We start from the raw sequence: 25440 nt of genomic DNA, 5'->3' as shown, positions 1-25440 counted from the left end.
CGACGCCGAGTAAGTAGGCTTGGCAGCATGCGGACCGCCTACCACGAGCAACTCTCGGAATTGTCCGAGCGCCTTGGCGAGATGTGCGGACTGGCAGGGGTAGCCATGGAGCAAGCGACCCAGGCACTCCTGCAGGCCGATCTCGTCCTCGCCGAACAGGTGATCTCCGGCCACGAACAGATCGCGACTCTGAGCGCCGAGGCCGAGGAGAGCGCCTTCGTCCTGCTGGCACTGCAGGCGCCGGTGGCCGGCGACCTGCGGTCCATTGTGAGTGCCATCCAGATGGTGGCCGACATCGACCGGATGGGCGCGCTCGCGCTGCACGTTGCCAAGATCGCCCGCCGGCGCCACCCTCAGCACACATTGCCCGAGGAAGTCAACGGGTACTTCGCCGAAATGGGCAGAGTCGCAGTCGAATTAGGCAACAGCGCGCAAGAGGTTGTGTTGTCCCGCGACCCGGAAAAAGCGGCCCGGATACGCGAAGAAGACGACGCGATGGACGATCTGCACCGGCATTTGTTCTCGGTGCTGATGGACCGCGAATGGAGACACGGCGTGGCCGCGGCCGTCGACGTGACGCTGCTGGGCCGTTTCTACGAACGCTTTGCCGACCATGCGGTCGAGGTGGCCAGACGGGTCATCTTCCAGGCGACGGGTAAATTGCCCGAAGACGAAGCGACGCCCCCGGTCGCCGCAAACTAGCCGAAGCGACCGGAGATGTAGTCCTCGGTGGCCTTCTGAGACGGATTGGAAAAGATCTTCTCGGTATCGTCGATCTCAATGAGCCGGCCCGGCTTCCCCGCTGCTTCCAGGTTGAAAAACGCCGTGTGATCGCTGACGCGAGCGGCCTGCTGCATGTTGTGCGTGACGATGACGATGGTGTAGTCCTGTTTGAGCTCGCTGATCAGTTCCTCGATCGCCATCGTCGAGATCGGGTCCAGCGCCGAGCACGGCTCGTCCATCAGCAGCACATCGGGCTGCACGGCGATCGCCCGCGCGATGCACAACCGCTGCTGCTGCCCGCCCGAAAGCCCGCCACCGGGCCGGTTCAGCCGATCCTTGACCTCATCCCACAGGTTGGCCCCGCGCAGTGAGTGCTCGGCGACGTCGTCGAGCAGCGTGCGATTACGCACCCCTTGCAGTTTCAGGCCGGCAACCACGTTGTCACGAATAGACATGGCGGGGAACGGGTTTGGTCTTTGGAACACCATGCCGATGGCTCGGCGCACGCCGACTGGGTCAATACCGGAGGCATAGATGTTTTCGTCATCGAGCAACACAGTGCCCTCGACCCGCGCGCCCGGGATGACCTCATGCATCCGGTTCAGTGTCCGCAGCACGGTCGTCTTACCGCAGCCAGAGGCACCGATGAATGCCGTCACGCTCCGCGGCAGAATCGACAGCGTCACCTCGGCGACCGCCTGAAACGATCCGTAGTAGATGTTGACGTCTTTGAGATCCAAACGCTTTGCCACCCAGCACTCCTCCCTAGGACTTTTTGGGAGCAAACATCATCGAGGCCACCCTGGCTCCGACGTTAATCACGGCGATGATCAGGATCAGTGTCAACCCTGCGCCCCACAGCCGATCCGTGGGGACCGGGTTGACGCCCGCGCCCGCCGCTGTCTGGTTGAACATCATGCCAGGCAGCGTCCCCATGAACCCCTTGAAGATGTCGAAGTTCATCGCTTGCGAATAACCGACCAGAATCAACAGCGGAGCCGTCTCGCCCATCACCCTGGCCAGCGCCAGCATGATCCCGGTGACGATGCCCGACAACCCCGTCGGAATCACCACCCTGACAATGGTTTTCCACTTCGGCACTCCCAAGGCATAACTCGCCTCGCGGAGCTCTGTCGGAACAATCCGCAGCATCTCCTCGGTTGACCGCTCGATCACCGGCAGCATCAACAGCGCCAACGACAACGACACCGCGAACCCCGAACGGGGGAAACCAAGCGTAGCCACACATAACGCGTAGATGAACAATGCCGCAACGATTGAAGGCACGCCGGACAGGATGTCCACCATGAATGTCGCCACACGCCCAAGTCGGGTACCACCGGAGTACTCGACCAGATAAACCGCGAGCATGACGCCGATCGGGACGGAGATCGCGGCGGACACCAAACCCTGCAGAACGGTGCCGACAATCGCGTGGTAAGCACCTCCCCCGGCAACAAAAGCCGTGGTACCCGCTTGGGAATGCGTCCACCACGAGCTGGACGCGATCGCCTTGAACCCCTTGGCGACAACCTCGATGAGCACCCACAGCAATGGCGCCAGCGCAATCAGCATCGATAGCGAGACCAATACGGTCGCAACGATGTTCGAGATCCGGCGACGCCTGCCAAGTCCGGACAGCCGGCGCGCTTTGAGGGGACGGTCGAAGATCGAAGTCATCGCCTGCCCCTCCTGGTTCCGGCAACCGCACCGCGCGCCACCGCGTCGACCACAAAGGTCAGCACGAAAAGCACCAGACCGGCTGCGATATAGGCGCCGGCCTTGTATCGGTCATCGAATTCCCATGCGGTGGCCGCGATCTTGGTCGCGAAGGTCGAGCCACCATCGAATAGCGACCAACCGAACGCCTTTTGAGTGCCGCGCAAAATGATCAGCAGTGCGACCGTTTCACCCAGGGCGCGGCCCAGACCCAGCATCGCGCCGCTGACGTACCCGGACCGCCCGAACGGCAGCACCGTCGTCTTGACTACCTCCCAGCGGGTGGCGCCGAGCGCCAGTGCGGCCTCAACCTGCTCGTGTGGTGTCTGCACGAAAACCTCGCGGGTGACCGCGGTGATGAACGGCAGGATCATCACGGCCAGCACGATGCCGCCGGTGAAGAGGGTGCCGCCACCGGCCACCGACGCCGTGCCGTCGGCGAACAGGAAACACCAGCCCAGGTTCTGATTCAGCCAGGTCGCGACCGGTTCCAGTTGCGGGGCCAGTACATAGAGGCCCCAGGCGCCGTAGATGATCGAGGGAACCGCGGCCAGCAGATCGACGGTGTAAGCCAACGGCCCGGCGAGCCGCCGCGGTGCGTACTGGGTGAGGAAGATGGCGACGCCCAGCGCGACCGGCATGGCCAGGATCAAGGCGAACACCGAGACGAACACCGTCACCTGCAGCAGATCGAGGATGCCGAAGTGCATCGTCGAGGTGTTGGTCGTAACCCAGTTGCCGCGGTAGGTGAAGAAGTCCTCTTGATTGCGCTTGAACGCCGGTGCCGCACGCAACAGCAGGAAGCCGCCGATCGCAACGACCACGACGGCGATCAGTACCCCCGAGGACTCCGCTAATTTGCGAAAGATCCGGTCCCCGAAACGGGGCTGAGCGCCGTTCCATGAGCGGATCGGTACGACCGGTGCCCCCGCATAGCGCCCGGCAACGACCGCACCCGAAGCCGCCCGGGCTGGATCTGGCGTAGTCACTGTGAATCCATCACTGCTGGTTTTGCTGTCGCTCCTTGGGCCCGGGGGCTACTGCATCGCATCGATCGCGGCGACCAGTCGCTCCTTGACCTTATCGGTCAACGGGATGTAGCCGACCGACGAGAGGTTGGCCTGACCGGAGTTCGCGGCCACGGTCAGAAACGACTTGATCGCGGCTGCGGTCTCTGTGCTGTATCCCCTCGAGCAGACGATCTCATAGGTGACCAGCACCAACGGGTAAGCACCCCGCTGGGCGGTGCTGTACATCGAGTCCAGGTTCAGCACCAGGTCGTTGCCGGGCGCCACGAAGGTACTGGTGTTGACAGCGTTGGTGGCCGTCTCATTGGTCAGCGGAACCACTCCATTGCCCGTGTCGAGTTGCGCGTACGGAACGCCTGCCTGGTCGGCGAAGCCTTTTTCGACATATCCGATGGCGCCGGGGGTGGTGCGCACCGCCTGGATGACACCAGACGACTTCGCTGCCCCTTCGCCGACACCGCCCTGAAATTCGGTGCCGACACCTTTGGACCAGGTCTCGGGTGCGGCGGCCGTCAGGTACTTCTGCAAGTTGTCGGTGGTTCCGGATGAGTCCGCCCGGTAAACGGGCGTGATATTGCTGCCGGGCAGCGCTATCCCGGGGTTGAGCGCCACCAGGATCGGGTCGTTCCAGACGGCGATCCTGCCGGTCAAAATCCTGGCCAGCGCATCACTGTTAAGGGTCAGCGTAGGTATCCCGGGCAGGTTGTAGACCAGGGCCACCGATCCGAATACCAGTGGCAGGTCCCACGCCGGGTTGCCGTCGCAGCGTTTGGTCGCGGGCAGGATCTGGTCGGCGACCAGCGGCGAGTCCGATCCCGCGAAGTCGACATGGCCGGCGATGAATTGCTCGCGGCCCGCACCCGAGCCGGTCGGGTTGTACGAAACCGATTTGCGCGGGCAGTACTGGCCCCAGACATGGCTGAACACGGCGATCGCGTTCTGTTGGGCGGTCGACCCTTCCGCGGTCAGTTCGCCTTTGCCGGTACAGGTCACCGTCCCGGCGGGTCCGGAGGTGGCTTGCGCCGGATCGCGGCGATTGTCGTCGTTGCCGCAGGCGGTCAACCCCGCACTGGTCATCGTGATGGCCAACACCGCTGCCGCCAGCGTCTTGCCCACGCTGTCCAGGCTCACCGATCTCGCCCTTTCTGACCCAGTTTCGACGCATCCGGCCGCCGCTCGAAACTATGCGCTGAGGCCCTTTTCATAAGAGTGCCCAAGTGGTGAACGTGCGGTGAATAGTCAACGGGCACAACACTGCTGCCTGTGCTTTCTGCTCAGCTCGCCGTTGGCGCCGGCGCGTAAGCGGTATCGACGCTGTAGGTGGTGAATCCCTGGCGCTGGTAGGTCCGCAGGGCGGGAACGTTGTCCGCCTCGACGTAGAGCAGCACGGTCACCTCGTGTGCGTTTGACGGTCCGGCCAGGTGTCGAGCCAACCACTCGATACCGACGGCCGTCAGCAGCTGCCCGAGCCCGCGGCCCTGCGCCGAGGGGTCGACACCGAGGACATACACCTCGCCCAGGCGCGGTTGATCGAGGTGCACTTTGGTCCAGTGGAAGCCGAGCAGCCGGCCCGCTTCGTCGTTTTCGGTGTCGCCGAACGCCAAGAACAAACCCGCGGGGTCGAACCACGCCTCGCCGCGCCGCTCCACCAGATCGGCCGCTGTCCACCCGCCCTGTTCCGGATGATCGGCGAACGCGGCGTTGTTGACCCGCAGCAGCTCGGCGTCATCGCCGGTGCCCGCGTAGCTGCGGACCCGCACGCCGGGCATCGGGCGTGCGGGATCGGGGATCTCGCGAAGCGAGAGTCGCATCTGGACGAGTTCCCGCACCGGGACCAGACCCAGCGCGGACGCGGTCGCCCGGGCCGGCTCCAACGTGCCATGCGCCCAGAACCTGTTGCTTCCACCGGTTTTGACGATCGCCGCATGTCCCATCGCCGTGCCGATACCGCGCCGGCGGGCCTGCGGGTGCACGACGAGTTCGGCCATCCCGTTCCCGTCGTCCCGCGGCGGGCTGAGATTGAGGTAGCCCTCGACCGTGTTACCCGAGGCGCTGGTGACCAGCAGATGATCGGTACGGTTGTGCCCGAGTTCCCGCAGAACCTGCTCTCCGACAGGTGCTATCCCATCGAATTCTGTTGCCGCCGAAACCAATTCACGCACACGCTGCTGCTCGTCGGTGGTCAGTCCGGAGCGCCAGTCGGGCGCGATCACTGACTGTGGAGCGGGTCGGCCAGCGGGTCTTCGAGATTCTGCACGTCGTGCTCGTCGCTTTCGGCAGCCTCGTCGGGCGCTGCGATCGGTGCTCTGCCGCGCGCCGGCCGGACGGCCTTGTAACCCACGTTGCGCACGGTTCCGATCAATGCCTCGTACTCGGGGCCAAGCTTGGCCCGCAACCGGCGCACGTGCACATCGACCGTCCGGGTGCCACCGAAAAAGTCGTATCCCCACACCTCGTGCAGCAGCTGGGCGCGGGTGAACACCCGGCCGGCATGCTGGGCCAGGTACTTCAGCAGCTCGAATTCTTTGTAGGTGAGGTCGAGCGGGCGGCCGCGCAGCCGCGCGGTGTAGGTGCCTTCGTCGATCACCAGTTCACCGAGACTGACCTTGCCGGCACTTTCCTGGTCGGCCAGCCCGCCGTGACGACCTACCACCAGCCGGATCCGGGCGTCGACTTCTGCCGGCCCGGTGCCGGGCAACAGAATTTCGTCCAGCCCCCAATCCGCGCTGACCGCCACCAGACCGCCCTCGGCCACGACAGCAATGACCGGCACCGACCGGCCGGCCGTGCTCAGCAGCCGGCAAAGCCCACGCGCGGCCGACAAATCGGTGCGCGCGTCGACCAGCACCGCGTCCGCGGTCCCCGCCTCCAGCAGCGAGGAAGGTTCGGGCGGCGCCGTCCGCACGGTGTGGGGGAGCAACGACAACGACGGCAGGACCGGGTCGGGATGCAGCTCCGAGGTCAGTAGTAGTAGCTCCAACAAGCCCCTCCAGCTCGTGGGAAAGGCATCTCCCAGATTCATGCAGCCACGTGGCGTTAGTGGCCAGGTCGTCTAACGATAACGTGCTACCTGGCCTTTGTACGTGTCGTTGTCAGTTACTGTGAGCCCCACCACGAGGCGGGCCTGACCGCAATCCCCCGCCGCGCGCCGCGGCGAACTGCGCCACAATATGCGGATGCGCAGGGTGTTGATCAGTGTGATCGTCGCGGTGTCCGCCGTGGCGGTGATCGTCATCGGTGCCGTCGGCGCGGACTACGGAGCCAGCATCTATGCCGAGTACCAGCTCTCGCGCACCGTGCGCAAGGCGGCAAACCTGGGGTCGGACCCCTTCGTGGCCATCCTGGCCTTCCCATTCATCCCACAGGCGATGCGTCGCCACTACAACGAGCTCGAGATCAAGGCCAACGGCGTCGACCACGCGATGACCGGTAAGGCCACGCTGGAAGCAACCATGCACTCGATCGGCCTGACGGATGCATCCTGGCTGATCAGACCCGATGCGAAGCTTCCGGTCGGCAAGCTGGAAAGCCGCATCATCATCGACTCGACGCACCTGGGCCGATACCTGGGCATGGGCGACCTGATGGTTGAGGCACCACCCGCCGAGACAAACGACGCCACCGGCGGTACCACTGAATCGGGGATTTCCGGCAACCACGGACTTGTCTTTAGCGGCACACCGAAATCGGCCGACTTCGACCATCGGGTAAGCATCTCGGTGGACCTATCGATCGCCCCCGACGACCAGGCGACACTCGTGTTCACGCCGACCGGCGTCCTCACCGGACCGGATACCGCCAACCAAACCGTTCCCGATGACAAGCGCGACGCGGTGCTGCGCGCCTTCACCGCCAGGCTGCCCAATCAGCGACTTCCGTTCGGCGTGGCGCCACACACCGTGGGGGCGCGCGGCTCGGACGTCATCATCGAGGGCATCACCACGGGAGTAACCGTGACCCTCGCGGGGTTTAAGCAGTCATGACCCGCGCCGGAGACCCTGCAGCGCGAAACAACGAGACGGAGCGGCGCCAGTGACCACCGTCGTCGTCGCGATCGCCGCGGCGCTTGCCTTAGCGGCAGTGGTGGGCTGGTTGCTGACGCGGCGCTCGGGAGCCATCAAAGAAGTCGGTTCCAGCCTGGGCCAGGGCGACGACGCCGACACCGCGGGCCTGGGTCTGTCCCGCAGCGGACCGACCGTCGTGCATTTCAGCGCACCGTGGTGCGGACCCTGTGATCGGGTACGCCGGGTGGTCGACCAGGTCTGCGAAAACCTCGGCGATGTAGCCCACGTCGAGGTGGACATCGACGCCAACCCGGGCGCGGCACGCCAGTTTTCGGTGCTGTCGCTGCCGACAACCTTGATTTTCGATGTCGACGGACGACAGCGTTACCGGACATCGGGTGTCCCCAAGGCCGCCGACCTGCGGTCTGCCCTCGAACCGCTGTTGGCTTGATCGCAATGTCATTGGGTAAGCTAACCGACGTGTCATCCCGCATGGAGCCCATGCTCACCAAGCGTCGCGCAGTCGATCTGTGCCGCATCGCGGGTTGTTGTTGTTGCTGTTGCTGTAGCTGCTGAGTAGCCGCGCCCGCCCGCGCAGCACTCGGAGCAGCCCGGAACACCACCGTGGCATGTCCCCACCGTTTCCGTGCAACAGGCAAATAGGAGTCTTTCGTGTCAAGCAGCAATACCAGTGCGGCGCTGGATCGCGTCGACGTTCGTGGACCCAGATTCGCGGCCTGGGTCACGACGGCGGTGCTGGTTGCGACCCTGATCGTCTCGGCGCTGAGTCCGTCGGCAGCCGCGATCATTCTGGGCCTGCAGGCCGTGGTCTTTGCGATCGGCGCTGTCGGCGGCCCGCGCCGGCACCCCTACGGCCGGTTGTTCGCAACCCTGGTGGCGCCGCGGCTGAGCCCGGTCAAAGAGCGCGAGCCGGTGCCGCCGCTGAAGTTCGCCCAGTTGGTCGGCCTGATCTTCGCGATCGTCGGTGCTGCCGGATTCGCCGCCGGCGCGCCTTTGGTGGGTGTCGTCGCAACGGCCTTCGCCCTGGTGGCGGCCTTCCTGAATGCGGCCTTCGGCATCTGCCTGGGCTGTCAGCTTTATCCCCTCGTGGTTCGCTTACGACCGACCGCCGGTACGACGTAACCGCAGTTCATCGAAAGTTATCGAAAGGAATCCCTACCATGGCACGTTCCGACGTCCTGGTCTCCGCCGAGTGGGCTGAGAAAAATCTCGACGCCGCGAACGTCGTATTCGTCGAGGTCGATGAGGACACCGGTGCGTACGACGGAGGCCACATCGCCGGCGCGATCAAGCTGGACTGGCGAGACGACCTGCAGGACCAGGTCAAGCGCGACTTCGTCGACGCGGAGCAATTCTCCAAACTGCTGTCCGACCGCGGCATAGCCAACGATGACACCGTGATCCTCTACGGCGGCAACAACAATTGGTTCGCCGCCTATGCCTACTGGTACTTCAAGTTGTACGGGCACGAGAAGATCAAGCTGCTCGACGGCGGCCGCAAGAAGTGGGAACTCGACGGACGCCCGCTGACCAGTGACGAGGTGAACCGTCCGGCGACCTCCTACACCGCTGCCGCGCCGGACAACACCATTCGCGCCTTCCGCGACGAGGTGATCGCCGCCATCGGCGCCAAGAACCTGGTCGACGTGCGCTCCCCCGACGAATTTTCCGGCAAGATCCTCGCTCCTGCGCACCTGCCGCAGGAGCAGAGTCAGCGGCCGGGGCACATCGCCAGCGCCATCAACGTGCCGTGGAGCAAGGCCGCCAACGACGACGGGACCTTCAAGTCCGACGAAGAGTTGGCCAAGCTCTACGCCGACGCCGGCTTGGACGGCACAAAAGAAACGATTGCGTACTGCCGAATCGGGGAACGTTCGTCGCACACCTGGTTCGTTCTGCAGGAATTGCTCGGGCATCACAACGTCAAGAACTACGACGGCAGTTGGACGGAATACGGCTCCCTGGTGGGCGCCCCGATCGAGTTGGGAAGCTGATATGTGCTCTGCACCTAGGCAAGGACAGACGTTGCCCGCCAGCGTCGACCTGGAGAAAGAAACCGTGATCACCGGCCGCGTCGTGGATCGCGACGGTCAGGCCGTCGGTGGCGCGTTCGTCCGGTTACTGGACTCGTCAGACGAGTTCACCGCCGAGGTCGTCGCGTCGGCCACCGGTGACTTCCGCTTCTTCGCGGCACCGGGAGCGTGGACGCTGCGCGCCCTGTCCAAAGCGGGCAACGGCGACGCCGTTGTGTCACCGTCGGGCGCGGGCATCCACGAGGTGGACGTCAAGATCGCCTGACCGCCTGCGCCGCGGCCGGATCCCCCGGGCACGCCGCGCACGGAGCGAGGCGAATAGACTCACTATCGTGGTGCTCTTTTTTGAGATCATTCTGGTCGCGGCAGTAGTGGTCATCTCCTGGTTTGCGTTGTACACCCTCTACCGACTCATCACCGACGAGTCGTGACTCACGCCGAGGCCCCTGAGGGTCCGTCCGGTTCTGCAGGCTCCGGCGACCGCGCGGTGGCTGCCGCCGCCGAACGAGCCAAGGTGACCGCGGCGCGCAATATCCCGGCCTTCGCCGATCTGCCGGTCCCGGCCGATACCGCGAACCTGCGCGAAGGCGCCAACCTCAACGACGCACTGCTGGCTCTGCTGCCGCTGGTCGGCGTGTGGCGCGGTGAGGGCGAGGGCCGCGGACCCGACGGTGACTACCGTTTCGGCCAGCAGATCGTGGTCTCGCACGACGGCGGCGATTACCTGAATTGGGAAGCCAGGTCCTGGCGGCTCGACAACGACGGCAACTACCAGGAACCCGGCCTGCGCGAGACCGGCTTCTGGCGTTTTGTCCTCGATCCCGACGACCCGAGCGAGTCTCAGGCCATCGAGCTGTTGCTCGCCCACTCGTCCGGCTACGTCGAATTGTTCTATGGGCGACCGCGCAGCCAGTCGTCGTGGGACCTCGTGACCGACGCTCTGGCCCGCAGCCGAACCGGCGTGCTGGTCGGGGGCGCCAAGCGGCTCTACGGCATCGTCGAAGGCGGCGACCTGGCGTACGTCGAGGAGCGGGTGGACGCCGACGGCGGACTGGTCCCGCACCTGTCGGCGCGGCTATCACGATTCGTCGGCTAGCGGCCCGCTGCTATTGCCCGCCTTAGGAACTCGGGAGTAGCTAGCTAGTAACTCGGCACTCGCACGAAACCATTGCTTTCGGCCGACCTTTTGCGTGTACTGTTCGACGTCCGAACAGCCGACACCGCGCGAAGGGAGATCGGCGGATGCGTCCCAACAGGGCACCCTCGCCCACGCTGCGATGGGCCCTAACCGCGGTCGGCCTGCTCCTGATCGTCTATCTGGCTGTGCTGGATCTGAGGCCCTCGATCACCGACGCGCTGCCGCGAGGTGTGCGATGGTTCGGCCAGCCGGGATCGATGCCGACGCTCGCGATCGTTGTGATCGTGCTGATCTGGGCATCGGTGCTGACCTTCCGCTCGGGCAGCAGCCACCGAGTGGTGGGTGTTTCGTTCACCCTGATCGCAGCCCTTGTCCCGATGACAGCACTTTTGGGCCTCACCTCCTATTGGGGATGTCACGACGCCAACCACCCCGCCTTGTTCACTCCGCTGATGGCGACGGCCAGTCTGGTCAAGGGCGGCACCGGCGACTTTTCGGTGGGCGGGCGAACCTGCCCGAACCCCACGCCCGTCGGCCTGGAACTGGCCCGGATCGCGGCGCTGTCGGCGATCTTCACCGGACTGGGCGGCGTCGTGGTCGGAGTCTTCCGGTCCCAAGTGGATCGGCTGCGCGCCAACGTCGCCGAATCGGTCACGGCCGTCGTCGGTGTCGACGCCGACACCCAATCGCTGATCAGCGCCGTCGCACGCACCCTGGACCGGCGCAGCACCCTGGTCGTCATCACCGGTGCCAGCGACGACCGCGTGCAGCGAGCTCGTAGACAGGGCGCCCGGGTGGTGCTGGTGGACTTCAATACACCGTCGACCCTGGTATCACTCCGTTTGTGGCGCAACCTATCTCGTCTCTACCTGATGGCTCCGGACCCGGCGGTCAACCTGTTGTGGCTCGACCTGATCAGCCGCCGGCTCTCCGAGGTCGCCAACAAGCAGCGGTTGCCCCTGATCGTGCGGATGGACGATCCCTGGCTGGCCCAGGCGTGGCGCGCCCAGCAGTTCGGCGGATCGGACACCCGCTGGGCTGCCGACGTCGTCGGCAAATACGAGGTGACCGCGGGCCGGCTCCTCGACAGCGTCATCGCAACGGAGCGAACGAAGCACGTATTTATCTGTGGCACTTCACAGTTGACATTGGCACTGTGTGCGGACCTGACCCAGCGCGCCCTGGAACGCGACTTCTACACTCCGCCCGGTGCGGTGGCGCTGCCCGCGCTGACCCTCGTCGAAAGAGACGCCGAAGAGTACCTGCGCGATCACGAATTCCACCGTCAGCAAGCGGGATTCGCCTCGGAGGGGCCGATGATCGACGCGGTCGCCGAGGCGCCGACAGTACCGACCATGCTGAAGCTGATCGGCGACGCCGAGCCGGCAACAAGTGCGGTGATCTTCGTGGACGCCCAGGCCGGGACAACCGCGGCGAGGCTGGCCGCCCGCTTCCCCGACATGCCGATCTACGCCTCGGATCTCAACACCAGCATCAGCGACGACTCCATCCAGGTCGTCGGCCGGCTGCAGTCCTACTCGCTGGTGCTCGACACCCGGGAGGGTCAGGTCCAAGACGCGTGGGAGCGTGCGGCACGGCTGATTCACGAGCGCTACGTCTCGACGATCGATCCGGAAGGCCCCCGGTCTCCGGCCGCGATGCCGTGGACCGAGCTCAACGAGTTCTACCGCGGTTCCAATCGACGCCAGGTCCGCAACGCGTTGTGGATGGTGGAGCAGATCGCGGGACACACCTGGAATACCTGGGGCAGCCCACCCGCCCAGCTGTCCGGCAGCGAGATGGCGGGATTGGCTCCGGCCGAACAGCTTGCGTTGATGGGCTTCGACCATGACTCCGCGCTGCGTATGGCCCAGGCAGAGCATGAGGATTGGTGCCGTTACTACCGCCGCAACGGCTGGAAGTACGGCTCCCCGCGCGACGACTCACGCAAGATTCACAACAAGCTCGTCGACTGGTCGGTGGTGGAATGCGACCCGGATCTGCTCAATGCCGCGGTGCGGAGTTTGGCGGGCACGCTGTGGAGCCTGCGCCAGCTGGGTTTCCGGTCGCGGCCGCTGTGGCAGTCCTACACGCGGGTAGGAACGGTCATAGCCGAACAACGAAGCGCGCCATGGACATGGAAGTCGGACTCGGGGCACACGATGCGCGCCGACGCCGGTGACTGGGCGATCCACGAGGACGCAAAGGTGTGGTCGGTGCGCGACGACATCTTCCGGGACACCTACGAGCCGGCGGGCGACGGGCAGTGGCAGCGCAAGGGGCGGGTGCAAGCTCGTCCGGCCTACCCGGGCGAGACCGTTAACACTTTGGAGGGTCCGACGACCGCCGCGGAGGGCGACTGGGTGGTACGTGGATCCAGCGGCGAGCAGTGGCCAGTTCCCGGGGAAGAGTTCGCGCGGCGCTACGCCGAATCTCGCTGAAAATTTGCGCATCCCGAAGAGCCCCAACACTGATACGGTATCGGCGCATGTGCGTACGGGTCGCGCAGGCAGGCTTTCGCCCCCTCTCGTTCGCTCCGCTTGACCCTAGGAGACTGCGATGGCGCTGTTTATCAGCTACTCGAGCCAAGATCGGACGACGGTCGACGCCCTGACCACCGCCCTGCGGCGCGGGCAGAATCAGGTGTGGTTCGACCAAGAGCTCGGAGGCGGCGACTCCTGGTGGGCCAAGATCCTCGAGCAGATCCGCGACTGTGAAGTGTTCATCGTCGCGCTCTCGAGTAACTGGCTGCAATCCAAGCCGAGTCAGGCGGAGTTGCGCTACGCCCAGGCGCTGGGCCGTCCGATCCTTCCCGTTCGGATCGGTGACGTCGACAGCATGCGCGTGAATCCCCTTGCCGCATTGCAGATCATCGACTACCGGGAACCGACGGTTGACGCCGGCATTCAGTTAGTCACCGCGGTACACGGGCTCCGCAGCAAGCCGGTGCCGCTGCCCGACCCGCTGCCCGAAGAGCCGCCGGTGCCGTTCGGTTACATCACTCGGATGGGGAACACCCTCGCCGAAAAGGAGCTCAGCCCCCAGCAGCAGATCCAGCTCCTGATCGAGTTGAGGTCGGGGTTCGACGAAGACGGCGACGATCCCAGCGCGCGCAGCGACATCGCGCAGCTTCTGCGCATGCTGCGCCTACGGCACGACGTCACGTACCGCACCCGAAGCGAAATCGACAACGTGCTTGCCGAAATCGAGGCCAAGGACGGGCCACCGGGCAGCGCCGCCAAGGCCCCACCGCCGGCGGCCGCGGCCACCCAGCCCAGCGGCTCGACCGCGGTCACCGTCCCGACCACGGTGAGTGGCGGAGCGACCACCGGCGGCGGGTCTAACAAGCGGCTAATCCTCATCGGCGGTGCCGCGGTGGCTGTCATCGTCGCGATCGCGGTCGTCGTGATGCTGACGACTCAGGGCGGCAAAACCAAACCGGCTCCGAAAGCCTCCAACTCGAATTCTGCTCCGGCAGAGCCTAATTCGGGTCCGAACTCATCGCCTGGCTCGGGGAGGCTCGATTCCTATCTGATCGGAGCCTCGGAAGTCGGCACCGTCGTGGGTGACCCGAACATGGTGGCCGGCGAAAAATTCAGCCAGCTACGCAATCCCAAATGGACACTGTCCGACCCGGCCTGCGCTGGCACCTACGAGCCCGCCCTGGCGGCGGTGTACCAGGGCGCCGGCGGCTTCAAAGCGGTGGGCGGACTGGTTGTGCACACGGCCGGGCAGGACCCGCCGAACCGGATCATCGAATCGGTCGCCGAGTTCTCGTCACCCGATGCGGCCAGCGCATTCGTCCGGGAGTCCGCGGAAAAGTGGAAGACCTGCGCCGGAAAAACGGTGACGGAGAAGCTCAATGGCAACAGCTACGACTGGGCTTTCGCGGAAGTCGGCGGCACCGTGCCGAAGATCGCGCAACAGCGCACCCGGGGTGACAACGCTAAAACCTGCCACCACGTGCTGCATGCGCAGGGCGCGACGGTCATTGACGTGACGACGTGCGGCCCGAATGCGGAGCCCGGCCAAGCGGGCAAGATCGCCGAGCAGATCGCCGGAAGAGTCGTCCAGTAACAGCGGATGACATGGAGCGGCCCCCGAGCAAGGCTCCCGGTTGGACTGACCGGGAAGCTCGGGGGCCGGGTGACTACCGGGAATTCGCCAGCGCGCGTAAGGCCACTAGCTCTTCGGAAGCCAGTGCAGCTAGCGGGTAGCCACCTCACATGTCCATGAAGCTATCAATTTCGCGGACCACCTCCTTCCCTGTGTACGGCCGACCGTACCCGCCGTTCCCCAAGCCGACAACACAATTCAGCGCTCAGCGATCGCTGACGATGGCCGCGTCGACCAGCTCGGCGAACTCCTCGGCAATGGGTGATCGAAGTAGCCGGCGACCGTCGAGCGTGTGCACGCGCGCGGCCAGGGTCATGCTTGATACCAGCCAGATCCCTTGGGCAGCTTGCAAGTCCGCAACCCTTAGCGCGCGATAGTCGCAGTCGTAGCCCTTACTGCGCGCCACCTCGAACAGGGCCTGCTGCGTGGTGCCGCGCAAAATGGGATACCAGGGCGGCGGCGTCAGCAGGCAGGGACCCGTATCGGAATCGGTGGCGATCACCACCGTTGAGCGCGGGCCTTCCAGGATGTAGCCGTCCGAGCTGACGAAGATGACGTCACCGGCACCCTGCCCCGCGGCGTGCCGCAGCGCGGCCATATTCACCGCGTAGGACAGCGTTTTGGCGCCGGCCAGCAGCCACGGCATCTCGCCGGCACCGATCGCGGGTAGTCCCCGGTCCAGCGTGATCGCAGCGACCCCGTCGTGGCGAACCGTGGCCACCCTTTCGGGGACACCGCTGACCATCACATACGCGGTGGGTGCCGAACCGCTCTCCCGGCCCCGGCTGTAGATCAACCGCAACGCGCCCTCGTCGGTCGAGCCGTTGGTCCACTGCCGGGTGGCGACGTCGATCGCGCGCCGCCAGCTCGGCAGGTCGGGTGCCGGCAGATCCATGAATTTTGCCGATTGCGTCAGGCGCCGCAGATGCGACTCGACCAGACAGGGACCGCCGTCGCGGACCAACAGGGTCTCGAAGGCGCCGTCACCGCGGACCGCCGCGAGATCGTCAGCGTGCAGCAGCGGAGCATCGGGTGGATGTATTTCGCCGTCCAAAGTGACGATCACACCCGTCTGACCTGCCATGCCGACAGAGCCTAGCCGTCGACGTCAGGGGCGTAGCCGGGCGGCCGAATCCGTAGAGTTGACGAGTGAGCTGCGCTCGCGACGATGCAGAGCGAAGCGATGAGGAGGAGCAGCGCACATGAGCGCAGTACCCGCACCCGATTCCGGACCCGACGCCGGCGCTATCTGGCACTACGGCGATCCGCTGGGCGAGCAGCGCGCGGCCGAGACCGACGCGGTGCTCGTCGACCGCTCGCACCGCGCGGTCCTGACGCTGACCGGCGCGGACCGTCAAACCTGGCTGCACAACATCTCGACCCAACACGTCAGCGAGCTTCCCGACGGGGCCAGCACGCAGAATCTCAGCCTGGACGGGCAGGGCCGCGTCGAGGACCACTGGATGCAGACCGAGTTGGGCGGCGTCACCTACCTCGACACCGAACCGTGGCGCGGTGAATCGTTGCTGAGTTACCTGAGCAAGATGGTGTTCTGGTCGGATGTCACGGTTGCCGCCGCCGACACCGCGGTCTTGTCGCTGATCGGGCCGCGGTTGGCCGATCAGGCGGTGCTCGACGTGCTTGGCCTGGACGCGCTGCCCGACGACTTGGTCGCAGTTGCGCTGGCCGGCGGTGGCTTTGTGCGGATGCCCTCGTCAGTCGCCGGTCAGATGGAACTGGAACTGCTGGTGCCGCGCGGCGAGGCGGCCGGCTGGCAAACCCGCTTCACACAGGCGGGCGTGCGACCGTCCGGGGTGTGGACCTACGAATCCCATCGGGTCGCGGCGGTGCGTCCGCGCCTCGGCGTCGACACCGACGAACGCACGATTCCGCACGAGGTGCGCTGGATCGGTGGTCCCGGTGTCGGGGCCGTCCATCTGGACAAGGGCTGCTATCGCGGGCAAGAAACCGTCGCTCGTGTGCACAACCTGGGCAAACCGCCCCGGATGCTGGCGCTGCTGCACCTCGACGGCTCGGTGGACCGGCCAGCTACCGGTGACCCGGTGCTCGCCGGCGGTCGCGCCGTGGGACGCCTCGGTACCGTCGTCGACCACGTGGATCTGGGGCCGATCGCGCTCGCGTTGCTCAAGCGCGGGATACCGGCCGATACCGAATTGGCGACCGGTCCCGAGGTCTCGGTCGCGGCCGTCATCGACCCTGATTCGCTGCCGCCGACCGAGCAGATCGGCGCCGGGCGTCTGGCCGTCGAGCGGTTGCGGGGCGGCACCAGATAATGTCCGCTGAAGTCCAACACGGCGGGCAGGGGGCACCAACGCTCGTCCATGAGGCACGGTAAGCTGTCGGCAGGACAATAACGACACCAAGAGATCGGAGCCGCCTACTTGTTAGGCCGCTCCGTTATTGCGCGAGGGGGTTCCCCCATGGGCCGCGGCCGGGCTAAGGCAAAGCAGACCAAGGTTGCTCGAGAACTTAAGTACAGCTCCCCGCAGACCGATTTCGATCGGCTTCAGCGCGAGCTGGCGGGGACCGGTGAGGACGGATCCGGCGAGCTGGATAGCGACGAGGACTCTGCGGAACACGACGACTGGCGCCGCTAGAACTTCCTCCGTGCCGATGCTGCATGCATCGGCACAATGTTGTTCCCAGTTAGACGCCGGCTTTTAAAATCTCGGGTGCTGCCCAACCAGTTTTGCGCGTGGGCCTTCTTTTCCGCCCTTGCAGATTGTCCCCAACACCCAGCAGTTCAGATGCCGTGCGGTCAATATCGCCAACGCGCGGTCGGTGTCTTCGGGCGCGACGACGGCGATCATGCCGACACCCATGTTGAAGGTCTTCTCCATCTCTACGCGGGTGACCCGGCCGCGCTGGGCGATCATCGCGAACACCGGCGCGGGCGTCCAGGTCCCGCGGTCGACTTCGGCGGTCAGCCCGTGCGGGATGACGCGCTCCAAATTGCCCGCCAGTCCGCCACCCGTGACATGGCAGAACGTACGGACATGGGTTTCGGCGGCCAGCGCCAGGCAGTCTTTGGCGTAGATCAGGGTGGGCTCCAGCAACTCTTCACCCAGGGTGCGACCGAACTCCTCCACGTAGCCGGCCAGGTTCATCCGATCGATCTCGAGTAGCACCGTGCGGGCCAGCGAGTATCCGTTGGAGTGCAAACCGGAGGACCCCATCCCAATGATGACGTCGCCGGGTTTGACCCGATCGGGTCCCAGCACATTGTCGGCCTCCACCACGCCGATCCCGGTAGCCGAAATGTCGTAGTGGTCGGGTTCCATCAGCCCGGGATGTTCGGCGGTCTCACCACCTAGCAGCGCACACCCCGCCCGCATACATCCCTCGGCGATGCCGCCGACGATCGCGCTCAGGCGCTCCGGCACGGTTCGGCCGACCGCGATGTAGTCCTGCAGGAACAGTGGCTCGGCGCCGCACACCACGAGGTCGTCGACCACCATCGCCACCAAGTCGAGGCCGACAGTGTCGTGCTTGTCCATCGCCTGCGCGACCGCCAGCTTGGTGCCGACGCCGTCGGTGGACGCCGCAAGCACCGGCTCGCGGTAGTCGCCGCGCAACGCGAACAGTCCGGCGAATCCGCCCAGCCCGCCACGCACCTCGGCTCTGGTGGCTTTTGCCGCCAGTGGCTTGAACAGATCGACCGCGCGGTCACCGGCTTCAATATCCACCCCGGCCGACGCGTAGGTAATGCCCTGGCTGCCCGGTTCTTCTCCGGGGCTTTTTCCGGGATCGGTCATCGCGATAAAGGCTACCGGTAGGCGCTTCGCGCCGGTGTCAAACGTCTTTGAAGTACCGGGGCGAATTCCGTCAGCGGTCGACGGGAACCTCGTCGGCCGCGAGATCGCCCAGCTCGACGCCGCGCGCCGCGTTGGCGAGCATGTGCTCGATGACGTTCTTGCCCAGTGCGGTTTCGCTGGGCAGCTCGATCGGATACTTGCCATCGAAGCAAGCCGAGCACAGTCGTGAGGCCGGCTGCTCGGTCGCGGCGATCATGCCCCGCAGGGAGATGTAGCCCAGAGTGTCGGCGCCGATGGCATGCCGAACCGCCTCGAGCATCTCGTCCTCGTCCTCGACGGCGTTGGCGATCAGCTCGGCCGGCGACGGGAAGTCGATGCCGTAGAAGCACGGCCACTTCACCGGTGGCGAAGCAATGCGCACGTGCACCTCGACGGCGCCCGCCTCGCGCAGCATTCGCAGCAACGCACGCTGAGTGTTGCCCCGCACAATCGAGTCGTCGACGACGATGAGCCGCTTGCCACGGATCACCTCGCGAAGCGGGTTGAGCTTCAGCCAGATACCCAACTGGCGGATGGTCTGGGACGGCTGGATGAATGTTCGCCCAACGTAGGCGTTCTTCATCAGGCCCTGCCCGTACGGAATCCCGGACTCCTGCGCGTATCCCACCGCGGCGGGGGTGCCGGATTCCGGCACCCCAATCACCAGGTCGGCGTCGACGGGGCATTCGCGGGCCAGCCGGCGGCCGATCTCGAGCCGGGCGCCGTGCACCGACCGGCCGCCGATCGTGCTGTCCGGCCGGGCCAGGTAGACGTATTCGAAGACGCAACCCTTGGGCGTGGGGTTGGCAAAGCGGGTGGACCGCACTCCGTCCGCGTCGATCGCCAGCATTTCGCCCGGTTCGATGTCTCGCACGAACGAGGCACCGACGATGTCGAGCGCGGCTGTTTCAGAGGCCACCACCCAGCCGCGGTCCAAGCGTCCAAGCGAAAGCGGCCGCACCCCGTGGGGGTCGCGGCAGGCATACAGCGTGTTCTCGTCCATGAACGTCAGACAGAAGGCTCCGCGCACAGTCGGCAACAGTTCCAGCGCCGCCTGTTCCAGGGTGGAGTCGGCCGCGCCGTGGGCGAGCAACGCGCCCAGGATGTCGGAGTCCGTCGTCGCTGGAGCCGGGCAACGCTTGGCGATCAACCCCGCGTCGCGAGCGCGTGCGGCAAGTTCAGCGGTGTTGACCAGATTGCCGTTGTGCCCCAAGGCAACCCCGGTGCCGGCCGCGGTGTTGCGGAACACCGGCTGGGCGTTCTCCCAGGTGGTATCGCCCGTGGTGGAGTAACGGCAGTGCCCGATGGCGACGTGGCCCGGCATGGCCGCCAGCGTCTGCTCATCGAACACCTGGCTCACCAGGCCGAGGTCTTTGAAGACCAGCACCTGAGACCCATCGGCGACGGCGATACCGGCGGCTTCTTGGCCACGATGCTGCAGCGCGTAGAGACCGTAGTAAGTGAGTTTGGCGACTTCCTCGCCCGGGGCCCATACCCCGAATACACCGCACTCTTCGCGGGGCGAGTTCAGGTCCTGCTCGGATTCCTGGACGGTCACAGTGGGCGGCTCCCTAGCGAGGGGTAGTGACGCTACGAAGTTTACGGCTACGTAAGGCCCCCGCACGAATCTGTTGGGCGTGTTGAGCGTCAAGGTTCTCGGCGTGTCACCCTAAACCTGCAGTTCAGAGTTATATTCGGCTCACATCGAACAAGGGCAGCCAGTGGTCAATTTCACCCGCCCGAGAGCCCGACAGCGTTAGCAATCCGTTCGCCTGTGCGTCGGCGAGCGTCAACATGCCGGTGGCCAGCAGCAGCCAGGTCCTCGGGTCTGTCTCCACAACGTTGGGCGGCGTGCCGCGGGTGTGCTTCGGCCCGGACACACACTGCACCGCGACGAACGGCGGGACCCGGACTTCGACGCTGGCACCGGGCGCCACGGCGGCCAGAGTGCGCGCGGTGAGCCGTACCGCCGTCGCCAGCGTGGTGCGATCCGGTGCCCGGCGCGTCTCGTCGCACAGCCAATCCGCAACGTCCATCAGGACCTGTCGCGTCTGGACCGGATCAGCACTATCGCGGGCGGCCATACCTTAGGGTCTCAGAATCATGGAGTCGCGCCACGGGCCACCGTACAAGATCGTCGGCCTCGTGACGATCGCGGTCATGGGGCTCATCGGGTTGGCCCTGTACTCGGAGTTTCGTGGGGATCTCACACCGAAAACAAAGTTGACCATGGTGGCGGCCCGGGCGGGTTTGGTGATGGATCCCGGCTCCAAGGTCACCTACAACGGTGTCGAGATCGGCCGGGTGTCCGATATTTCCGAGACCAACCGGGACGGCAAGCCCGCCGCCATGTTGGTGCTGGACGTGACGCCGAAGTACGTCAACATGATTCCGGCCAACGTGACGGCCGAAGTGAAGGCGAGCACGGTGTTCGGCAACAAATACGTTGCATTGAGCTCGCCGAAGTGCCTAGCGCGACAATCGATTACACCGTCAAACGTAATCGACGCGACGGCGGTAACGACGGAATTCAACTCGCTTTTCGAGACGGTCACCTCGATCGCCGAGAAGGTCGACCCGGTCAAGGTGAACCTGACGCTGTCCGCGGCGGCGCAGGCGCTGACCGGATTGGGTGAGAAGTTCGGCGCCTCGCTGGCCAACGGCAACGCGATCCTCGACGACCTCAACCCACAAATGCCCCAGATCCACGTCGACGTCGCGCGCCTGGCGGCGCTGGGCGACACGTACGCCGACGCCGCACCGGACTTGTTGAATGCGCTCGAAAACGCGGTGGCCACCACGCGGACACTCGACCGTCAGCAAAGCGATCTGGACGCGGCGCTGCTGGCGGCGGCGGGGTTAGGCAACAGCGGTGCCGACGTGTTCAGCCGAAGCGGCCCGTATCTGTCACGCGCGGCGGCCGATCTGGTTCCCAGCGCTGCGCTGCTGGACGAGTACAGCCCCGAGATCTTTTGCACCATAAGGAATTTCAACGAAGTCGCACCGAAGATCCACAATGCGCTCGGCGACAACGGCTATGCATTAGGAGCTCACTCGTCGGGTTCTGTTGCGGGAGCACCTAATCCGTATATCTATCCGGAGAACCTACCGCGGACCAACGCCAGGGGCGGACCCGGCGGGCGACCGGGATGCTGGCAGTCGGTTACCCGCCAGCTCTGGCCCGCCCCCTATCTCGTGATGGACACCGGCGCGAGCATCGCCCCGTACAACCACTTTGAGGTCGGTTCACCGCTTTTTGCCGAACATGTGTGGGGACGCCAACTCGGCGACAACACCATCAACCCCTGAATCAGACCGCCGCTGAGCCAAAGAAATGTGGCAGCACCGCTTCGGACGTCGCGCGCAGTTCAGCCAGTGGCACCGTGAACAAGCCTTGAAATTCCACCGCGTCCGAGCCCTGGTCGACGACACCGATGCGCGCGGCCGGAAGTCCTCGCGCCTCGCACATCGAACGGAACCGACTCTCCTCGGTGCGCGGCACCGCAACCAGCACCCGGCCCGCCGATTCGGAGAACAGCGTCACGAATGGGTCATCACCCTCGGGAAGCACAATGCGGCAACCGGTTTCACCCGCCAGTGCCGATTCCACGATAGCCTGGGCGAGGCCGCCCTCGGACAGGTCGTGGGCTGCGGTCACCAGGCCGTCGCGTGATGCCGCGCTCAGCACCTCGGCCAGCAGCTTCTCCTTGGCTAGGTCGACCACAGGCGGCAGACCGCCCAGGTGATCGCCGGTTACCTGGGCCCAGATGGACCCGTCGAACTCGTCGCGGGTGTCGCCGAGGAGAAGCAGGGTCTCGCCCGGGTCGGTGCCCAGGGCGGTGGGGATGCGCCGATCGACGTCGTCGATCACGCCCAGGACTCCAACCACCGGCGTGGGCAGGATTGCGTCCGATCCGGTTTGGTTGTAGAAGCTGACGTTACCTCCGGTCACTGGAATCCCCAGGGCCACACAGCCGTCGGCGAGTCCTCGGACCGCTTGAGCGAACTGCCACATCACCCCGGGATCTTCGGGCGACCCGAAGTTGAGGCAGTTGGTCACCGCGACGGGGACCGCGCCGGTGGCGGCGACGTTGCGGTAGGCCTCGGCCAGCGCGAGCTGGGCTCCGGTGTAGGGATCCAGCTTCGTATAGCGGCCCGACGCGTCGGTCGACAGGGCGATGCCGCGGCCGGTGGACTCGTCGATACGCAACACCCCACCGTCGGCGTGCTCGGCCAGCACGGTGTTGCCGCGTACATATCGGTCGTACTGTTCAGTGATGAATGCGCGGCTGCACAGATGCGGGCTGCCCAGCAGCGCAAGCAAAGTCGCACGCAACTGGGCACCGGTGACCGGCCGCGGCAGGCTGCTCGACCGGTCGGCGTTCAGCGCGTCCTGCGATTCGGGGCGAGCCACCGGACGCTCGTACACCGGGCCTTGATGTGCCACGGTGCGCGGCGGCACGTCCACGACGGTCTCGCCATGCCAGGTGATGCGTAAACGATCACCATCGGTGACCTCGCCGATCACCGTGGCCAGCACTTCCCACTTGCGGCACACCGCCAGGAAAGCCTCGACGTTGTCGGGAGCGACCACCGCGCACATCCGCTCCTGGGACTCGCTGGAGAGGATCTCGGCGGGGGTCATGTTGGCCGCCCGCAATGGGACCGTCTCCAGTTCGACACTCATGCCGCCATCGCCAGCGGAGGCGAGTTCCGAAGTCGCACAGGATAATCCGGCGCCACCCAGATCCTGGATGCCGATCACCAACCCGGCTGCGTACAACTCGAGGCAGCATTCGATGAGCACCTTCTCGGTGAACGGGTCGCCGACCTGCACCGAGGGCAGCTTCTTGCGGCCGGGACCGCCGCCCTCGTCGCCACCGAACGTCTCCGACGCCAGCACGGACACTCCACCGATACCGTCGAGGCCGGTGCGCGCGCCGAACAGGATGATCTTGTTGCCGGTTCCCGAGGCGAAGGCCAGGTGTAGATCCTCCTTGCGCAGCACGCCCACACATAGCGCGTTGACCAACGGGTTGCCCGCGTACGACGCGTCGAAGACGGTTTCGCCACCGATGTTGGGCAGCCCCAGCGAGTTGCCGTAGCCGCCGATCCCGCGGACCACGCCGTCGAGCACCCGGCGGGTGTCCGGCGCGTCGGCGGCGCCGAACCGGAGCTGATCCATCACGGCGACCGGTCGTGCGCCCATGGCCATGATGTCGCGCACGATGCCGCCCACGCCGGTGGCCGCGCCCTGGTAGGGCTCGACGTAGGACGGGTGGTTGTGCGACTCGACCTTGAACGTGACGGCCCAACCGTCACCGATGTCCACGACACCCGCGTTCTCGCCGATGCCGGCCAGCATGGCCGCGCGCATCGCGTCGGTGGTGGTCTCGCCGAAGTAGCGCAGATGAACCTTTGACGACTTGTACGAGCAGTGCTCGCTCCACATCACCGAGTACATCGCCAGCTCGGTGTCGGTGGGCCTGCGGCCGAGAATCTCGCGAATCCGCTGGTACTCGTCGTCTTTAAGGCCCAATTCCCCGAACGGCTGCGGTTGGTCGGGGCTGGCGGCTGCGTGTTCGACGGTGTCGGCCACGTGAGTACGGGCGCCCGCTCCGGAGACAGTCACGCAGAACAGTCTAAAGAGCTACTCGCCGCGCAGCAGTCGGGCGCTTTGAGCGTCAGCCGCACAGCACACTCACGCGACGATCTCGGCCAGCGCCGACGCCGCATCGAGATCGGCGTAGGCGAACGAATACCGTTGTGCCAGAGCGACCGAGACGTCCGTGCGTTGCCACTCACCGGCGCTAGCGGTCACCAGCCACAGGGTCAGTCCGTGGGCCACCGAGGCCCGGTAGCGCAACCAGATCTCATCGGCACTGGGCAACTCGTCGGCCGCTAGTCCCAGCGAGTCCCGGTACTCGGTGAGCAGGTCGCGTTCGCTGCGACGGCGATCCTCAACCGTCAGGGCGCCCTGCAGGAAATAGCCCAGATCCAGCGACCAATTGCCCCGGCGTGCCACCTGCCAATCCAGGAATCCCACCTCGCCGCCGGGTAGCAGGTAGGTGTTCCCGATGTGGGGGTCGCCGTGCAGCAAGGTCTGCGGCGACGTGGTCAGCGACGCGATGTAGGGCTTCCAGATCGAGTCGATCAGGGTGTCGATGGTCAAGGACGTCACCTCGGTGGGAGCGTCATCGCCCAGGCGCTCGAGGGCGGTGGGCAACGGTGCCGCTTGCATGCCGTCCCAGGGCAGGAAGGGTTCGAGCCATCCGAGCGCCGGGGCACACAGCACGCGTTCACCCCAATACTGACCGTGCATTCGGCCCAGGCCACGCACGCCCGTGGCAACCTCATCGACGGTCATCGGCCGGGTGCCGTCGCGGGGATCGGCTCCCCGGGCTCGCAGATCTTCCATCACCAGGACGAAGTCGTAGTCGGCCTCATCGATCAGCGCGGTGTAGACGGCGGGATGCTCGAGCGGCAAATCGACCCCGCAGGTGAAAAGCCGCGGCTCGTGGAACATGCCACTGGTCAAGCGGATCAGAGCTTTGTGCGCGGGATCGGCGGCTTTGACGAAAACCGTCGCCGGACCCGCACCGGCGGCATAGGTGACGCCCAACCGGGCACGTCGGTTAGTGCCGTCGTCACGATGTTCGACGGAGACCGTGTCGACTTCGGCGCCGGGATAGTCCGGGGCCAGTGCGGCCGACATCCATTCGGGCGTGATGTCGTCCCAGGTCTTGGGCACCGACAACGACGTGGCACTCACCGGCGAGTCCTTTCGAAGAAACGATACGTATCGTTTCCTAAACTGTGCACCATGAAGTTAGCCCAACCGCG

Annotated in this window: 25 protein-coding genes; 13 read left to right on the top strand and 12 right to left on the bottom strand. The window is 65.6% G+C overall.

The window, feature by feature from the left end:
* Nucleotides 1-27 precede the first annotated feature (27 nt).
* Nucleotides 28-702: a phosphate signaling complex protein PhoU gene (gene phoU, locus DB708_RS03445; RefSeq protein ID WP_108920507.1), complete on the top strand. Its 675-nt coding sequence runs from the start codon at nucleotides 28-30 to the stop codon at nucleotides 700-702.
* Here the strand turns inward: phoU and pstB are convergent.
* From pstB to DB708_RS03415, 6 genes are all read right to left on the bottom strand, one after another.
* Nucleotides 699-1475 carry a phosphate ABC transporter ATP-binding protein PstB gene (gene pstB / locus DB708_RS03440; protein ID WP_108920506.1) on the bottom strand — a complete coding sequence of 259 codons (777 nt, stop codon included), beginning with the start codon at nucleotides 1473-1475 and terminating at the stop codon, nucleotides 699-701. The two genes, phoU and pstB, sit on opposite strands and share 4 nt — an antisense overlap.
* A 13-nt stretch (nucleotides 1476-1488) precedes the next feature.
* Nucleotides 1489-2403, bottom strand: a complete 915-nt coding sequence (gene pstA / locus DB708_RS03435) for a phosphate ABC transporter permease PstA (RefSeq protein ID WP_108920505.1) — start codon at nucleotides 2401-2403, stop codon at nucleotides 1489-1491.
* A complete protein-coding gene (pstC, locus tag DB708_RS03430) occupies nucleotides 2400-3431 on the bottom strand; it encodes a phosphate ABC transporter permease subunit PstC (protein ID WP_108920504.1) in 1032 nt (343 codons plus the stop codon). The genes pstA and pstC overlap by 4 nt, the downstream gene beginning before the upstream one ends.
* A gap of 48 nt (nucleotides 3432-3479) precedes the next feature.
* Nucleotides 3480-4547, bottom strand: coding sequence for a phosphate ABC transporter substrate-binding protein PstS (gene pstS / locus DB708_RS03425; RefSeq protein WP_108920584.1), 1068 nt, complete (start codon nucleotides 4545-4547; stop codon nucleotides 3480-3482).
* A gap of 197 nt (nucleotides 4548-4744) precedes the next feature.
* Complete coding sequence (gene mshD, locus DB708_RS03420) at nucleotides 4745-5683, bottom strand: mycothiol synthase (protein WP_108920503.1); 939 nt, start codon at nucleotides 5681-5683, stop codon at nucleotides 4745-4747.
* Nucleotides 5680-6453 carry a winged helix-turn-helix transcriptional regulator gene (locus tag DB708_RS03415; RefSeq protein WP_108920583.1) on the bottom strand — a complete coding sequence of 258 codons (774 nt, stop codon included), beginning with the start codon at nucleotides 6451-6453 and terminating at the stop codon, nucleotides 5680-5682. The genes mshD and DB708_RS03415 overlap by 4 nt, the downstream gene beginning before the upstream one ends.
* A gap of 187 nt (nucleotides 6454-6640) precedes the next feature.
* Between DB708_RS03415 and lmeA the strand changes: the two genes are divergently transcribed.
* The 9 genes from lmeA to DB708_RS03375 all read left to right on the top strand — a co-directional run bounded on the left by lmeA (nucleotide 6641) and on the right by DB708_RS03375 (nucleotide 14743).
* Entirely contained in the window at nucleotides 6641-7453 is an 813-nt protein-coding gene (gene lmeA / locus DB708_RS03410) for a mannan chain length control protein LmeA (protein WP_108920502.1), read from the top strand.
* A 49-nt stretch (nucleotides 7454-7502) separates the two neighbouring features.
* Nucleotides 7503-7925, top strand: coding sequence for a thioredoxin family protein (locus DB708_RS03405; protein WP_108920501.1), 423 nt, complete (start codon nucleotides 7503-7505; stop codon nucleotides 7923-7925).
* Nucleotides 7926-7930: 5 nt separating this feature from the next.
* On the top strand, nucleotides 7931-8050 hold the full coding sequence (locus DB708_RS28150; protein ID WP_369692921.1) for an Ms5788A family Cys-rich leader peptide: 120 nt from the start codon (nucleotides 7931-7933) through the stop codon (nucleotides 8048-8050).
* Nucleotides 8051-8146: 96 nt separating this feature from the next.
* Nucleotides 8147-8617, top strand: a complete 471-nt coding sequence (locus tag DB708_RS03400) for a DUF4395 domain-containing protein (protein WP_108920500.1) — start codon at nucleotides 8147-8149, stop codon at nucleotides 8615-8617.
* A gap of 38 nt (nucleotides 8618-8655) precedes the next feature.
* Entirely contained in the window at nucleotides 8656-9489 is an 834-nt protein-coding gene (locus tag DB708_RS03395) for a sulfurtransferase (RefSeq protein WP_108920499.1), read from the top strand.
* A gap of 1 nt (nucleotide 9490) precedes the next feature.
* Nucleotides 9491-9793: a DUF1416 domain-containing protein gene (locus DB708_RS03390; protein WP_108920498.1), complete on the top strand. Its 303-nt coding sequence runs from the start codon at nucleotides 9491-9493 to the stop codon at nucleotides 9791-9793.
* 162 nt (nucleotides 9794-9955) lie between these two features.
* Nucleotides 9956-10624 carry a nitrobindin family protein gene (locus DB708_RS03385; protein ID WP_108920497.1) on the top strand — a complete coding sequence of 223 codons (669 nt, stop codon included), beginning with the start codon at nucleotides 9956-9958 and terminating at the stop codon, nucleotides 10622-10624.
* Between the two features lie 146 nt (nucleotides 10625-10770).
* Complete coding sequence (locus DB708_RS03380) at nucleotides 10771-13107, top strand: hypothetical protein (protein WP_108920496.1); 2337 nt, start codon at nucleotides 10771-10773, stop codon at nucleotides 13105-13107.
* Nucleotides 13108-13225: 118 nt separating this feature from the next.
* Nucleotides 13226-14743, top strand: a complete 1518-nt coding sequence (locus tag DB708_RS03375) for a sensor domain-containing protein (protein ID WP_108920495.1) — start codon at nucleotides 13226-13228, stop codon at nucleotides 14741-14743.
* A 244-nt stretch (nucleotides 14744-14987) separates the two neighbouring features.
* On the opposite strand, the gene DB708_RS03370 is transcribed toward DB708_RS03375, so the two are convergent.
* A complete protein-coding gene (locus DB708_RS03370; RefSeq protein ID WP_108920582.1) occupies nucleotides 14988-15848 on the bottom strand; it encodes an aminodeoxychorismate lyase in 861 nt (286 codons plus the stop codon).
* A gap of 136 nt (nucleotides 15849-15984) precedes the next feature.
* Between DB708_RS03370 and ygfZ the strand changes: the two genes are divergently transcribed.
* On the top strand, nucleotides 15985-17076 hold the full coding sequence (ygfZ, locus tag DB708_RS03365) for a CAF17-like 4Fe-4S cluster assembly/insertion protein YgfZ (RefSeq protein ID WP_108920494.1): 1092 nt from the start codon (nucleotides 15985-15987) through the stop codon (nucleotides 17074-17076).
* 147 nt (nucleotides 17077-17223) lie between these two features.
* Nucleotides 17224-17400, top strand: a complete 177-nt coding sequence (locus DB708_RS03360) for a DUF3073 domain-containing protein (RefSeq protein ID WP_108920493.1) — start codon at nucleotides 17224-17226, stop codon at nucleotides 17398-17400.
* Between the two features lie 63 nt (nucleotides 17401-17463).
* Here DB708_RS03360 and purM read toward each other — a convergent pair whose 3' ends face one another.
* From purM to DB708_RS03345, 3 genes are all read right to left on the bottom strand, one after another.
* Entirely contained in the window at nucleotides 17464-18558 is a 1095-nt protein-coding gene (gene purM, locus DB708_RS03355) for a phosphoribosylformylglycinamidine cyclo-ligase (protein ID WP_108920492.1), read from the bottom strand.
* Nucleotides 18559-18628: 70 nt separating this feature from the next.
* Nucleotides 18629-20155 carry an amidophosphoribosyltransferase gene (purF, locus tag DB708_RS03350; RefSeq protein WP_108920491.1) on the bottom strand — a complete coding sequence of 509 codons (1527 nt, stop codon included), beginning with the start codon at nucleotides 20153-20155 and terminating at the stop codon, nucleotides 18629-18631.
* A gap of 130 nt (nucleotides 20156-20285) precedes the next feature.
* A complete protein-coding gene (locus DB708_RS03345) occupies nucleotides 20286-20681 on the bottom strand; it encodes a sterol carrier family protein (RefSeq protein ID WP_108920490.1) in 396 nt (131 codons plus the stop codon).
* Nucleotides 20682-20700: 19 nt separating this feature from the next.
* Between DB708_RS03345 and DB708_RS03340 the strand changes: the two genes are divergently transcribed.
* Nucleotides 20701-21906 carry an MCE family protein gene (locus tag DB708_RS03340; protein ID WP_108920489.1) on the top strand — a complete coding sequence of 402 codons (1206 nt, stop codon included), beginning with the start codon at nucleotides 20701-20703 and terminating at the stop codon, nucleotides 21904-21906.
* A gap of 1 nt (nucleotide 21907) precedes the next feature.
* On the opposite strand, the gene purL is transcribed toward DB708_RS03340, so the two are convergent.
* Nucleotides 21908-24196 carry a phosphoribosylformylglycinamidine synthase subunit PurL gene (gene purL, locus DB708_RS03335; RefSeq protein ID WP_108920488.1) on the bottom strand — a complete coding sequence of 763 codons (2289 nt, stop codon included), beginning with the start codon at nucleotides 24194-24196 and terminating at the stop codon, nucleotides 21908-21910.
* 102 nt (nucleotides 24197-24298) lie between these two features.
* Nucleotides 24299-25369 carry a phosphotransferase gene (locus DB708_RS03330; RefSeq protein WP_108920487.1) on the bottom strand — a complete coding sequence of 357 codons (1071 nt, stop codon included), beginning with the start codon at nucleotides 25367-25369 and terminating at the stop codon, nucleotides 24299-24301.
* Nucleotides 25370-25440: the final 71 nt, after the last annotated feature.

The sequence above is a fragment of the Mycobacterium montefiorense genome (assembly GCF_003112775.1).
Taxonomy (GTDB): domain Bacteria; phylum Actinomycetota; class Actinomycetes; order Mycobacteriales; family Mycobacteriaceae; genus Mycobacterium; species Mycobacterium montefiorense.
Note: the sequence above shows the minus strand (reverse complement) of the source record. Positions and strands in the feature narration are given on the sequence as shown.

Coding starts and splice junctions, on each gene's coding strand:
- phoU (WP_108920507.1), top strand. CDS start 28: ATGCGGACCGCCTACCACGAGCAACTCTCGGAATTGTCCGAGCGCCTT.
- pstA (WP_108920505.1), bottom strand. CDS start 2,403: ATGACTTCGATCTTCGACCGTCCCCTCAAAGCGCGCCGGCTGTCCGGA.
- pstS (WP_108920584.1), bottom strand. CDS start 4,547: ATGACCAGTGCGGGGTTGACCGCCTGCGGCAACGACGACAATCGCCGC.
- lmeA (WP_108920502.1), top strand. CDS start 6,641: ATGCGGATGCGCAGGGTGTTGATCAGTGTGATCGTCGCGGTGTCCGCC.
- DB708_RS28150 (WP_369692921.1), top strand. CDS start 7,931: ATGTCATTGGGTAAGCTAACCGACGTGTCATCCCGCATGGAGCCCATG.
- DB708_RS03395 (WP_108920499.1), top strand. CDS start 8,656: ATGGCACGTTCCGACGTCCTGGTCTCCGCCGAGTGGGCTGAGAAAAAT.
- DB708_RS03390 (WP_108920498.1), top strand. CDS start 9,491: ATGTGCTCTGCACCTAGGCAAGGACAGACGTTGCCCGCCAGCGTCGAC.
- DB708_RS03380 (WP_108920496.1), top strand. CDS start 10,771: ATGCGTCCCAACAGGGCACCCTCGCCCACGCTGCGATGGGCCCTAACC.
- DB708_RS03375 (WP_108920495.1), top strand. CDS start 13,226: ATGGCGCTGTTTATCAGCTACTCGAGCCAAGATCGGACGACGGTCGAC.
- ygfZ (WP_108920494.1), top strand. CDS start 15,985: ATGAGCGCAGTACCCGCACCCGATTCCGGACCCGACGCCGGCGCTATC.
- DB708_RS03360 (WP_108920493.1), top strand. CDS start 17,224: ATGGGCCGCGGCCGGGCTAAGGCAAAGCAGACCAAGGTTGCTCGAGAA.
- purM (WP_108920492.1), bottom strand. CDS start 18,558: ATGACCGATCCCGGAAAAAGCCCCGGAGAAGAACCGGGCAGCCAGGGC.
- DB708_RS03345 (WP_108920490.1), bottom strand. CDS start 20,681: ATGGCCGCCCGCGATAGTGCTGATCCGGTCCAGACGCGACAGGTCCTG.
- DB708_RS03340 (WP_108920489.1), top strand. CDS start 20,701: ATGGAGTCGCGCCACGGGCCACCGTACAAGATCGTCGGCCTCGTGACG.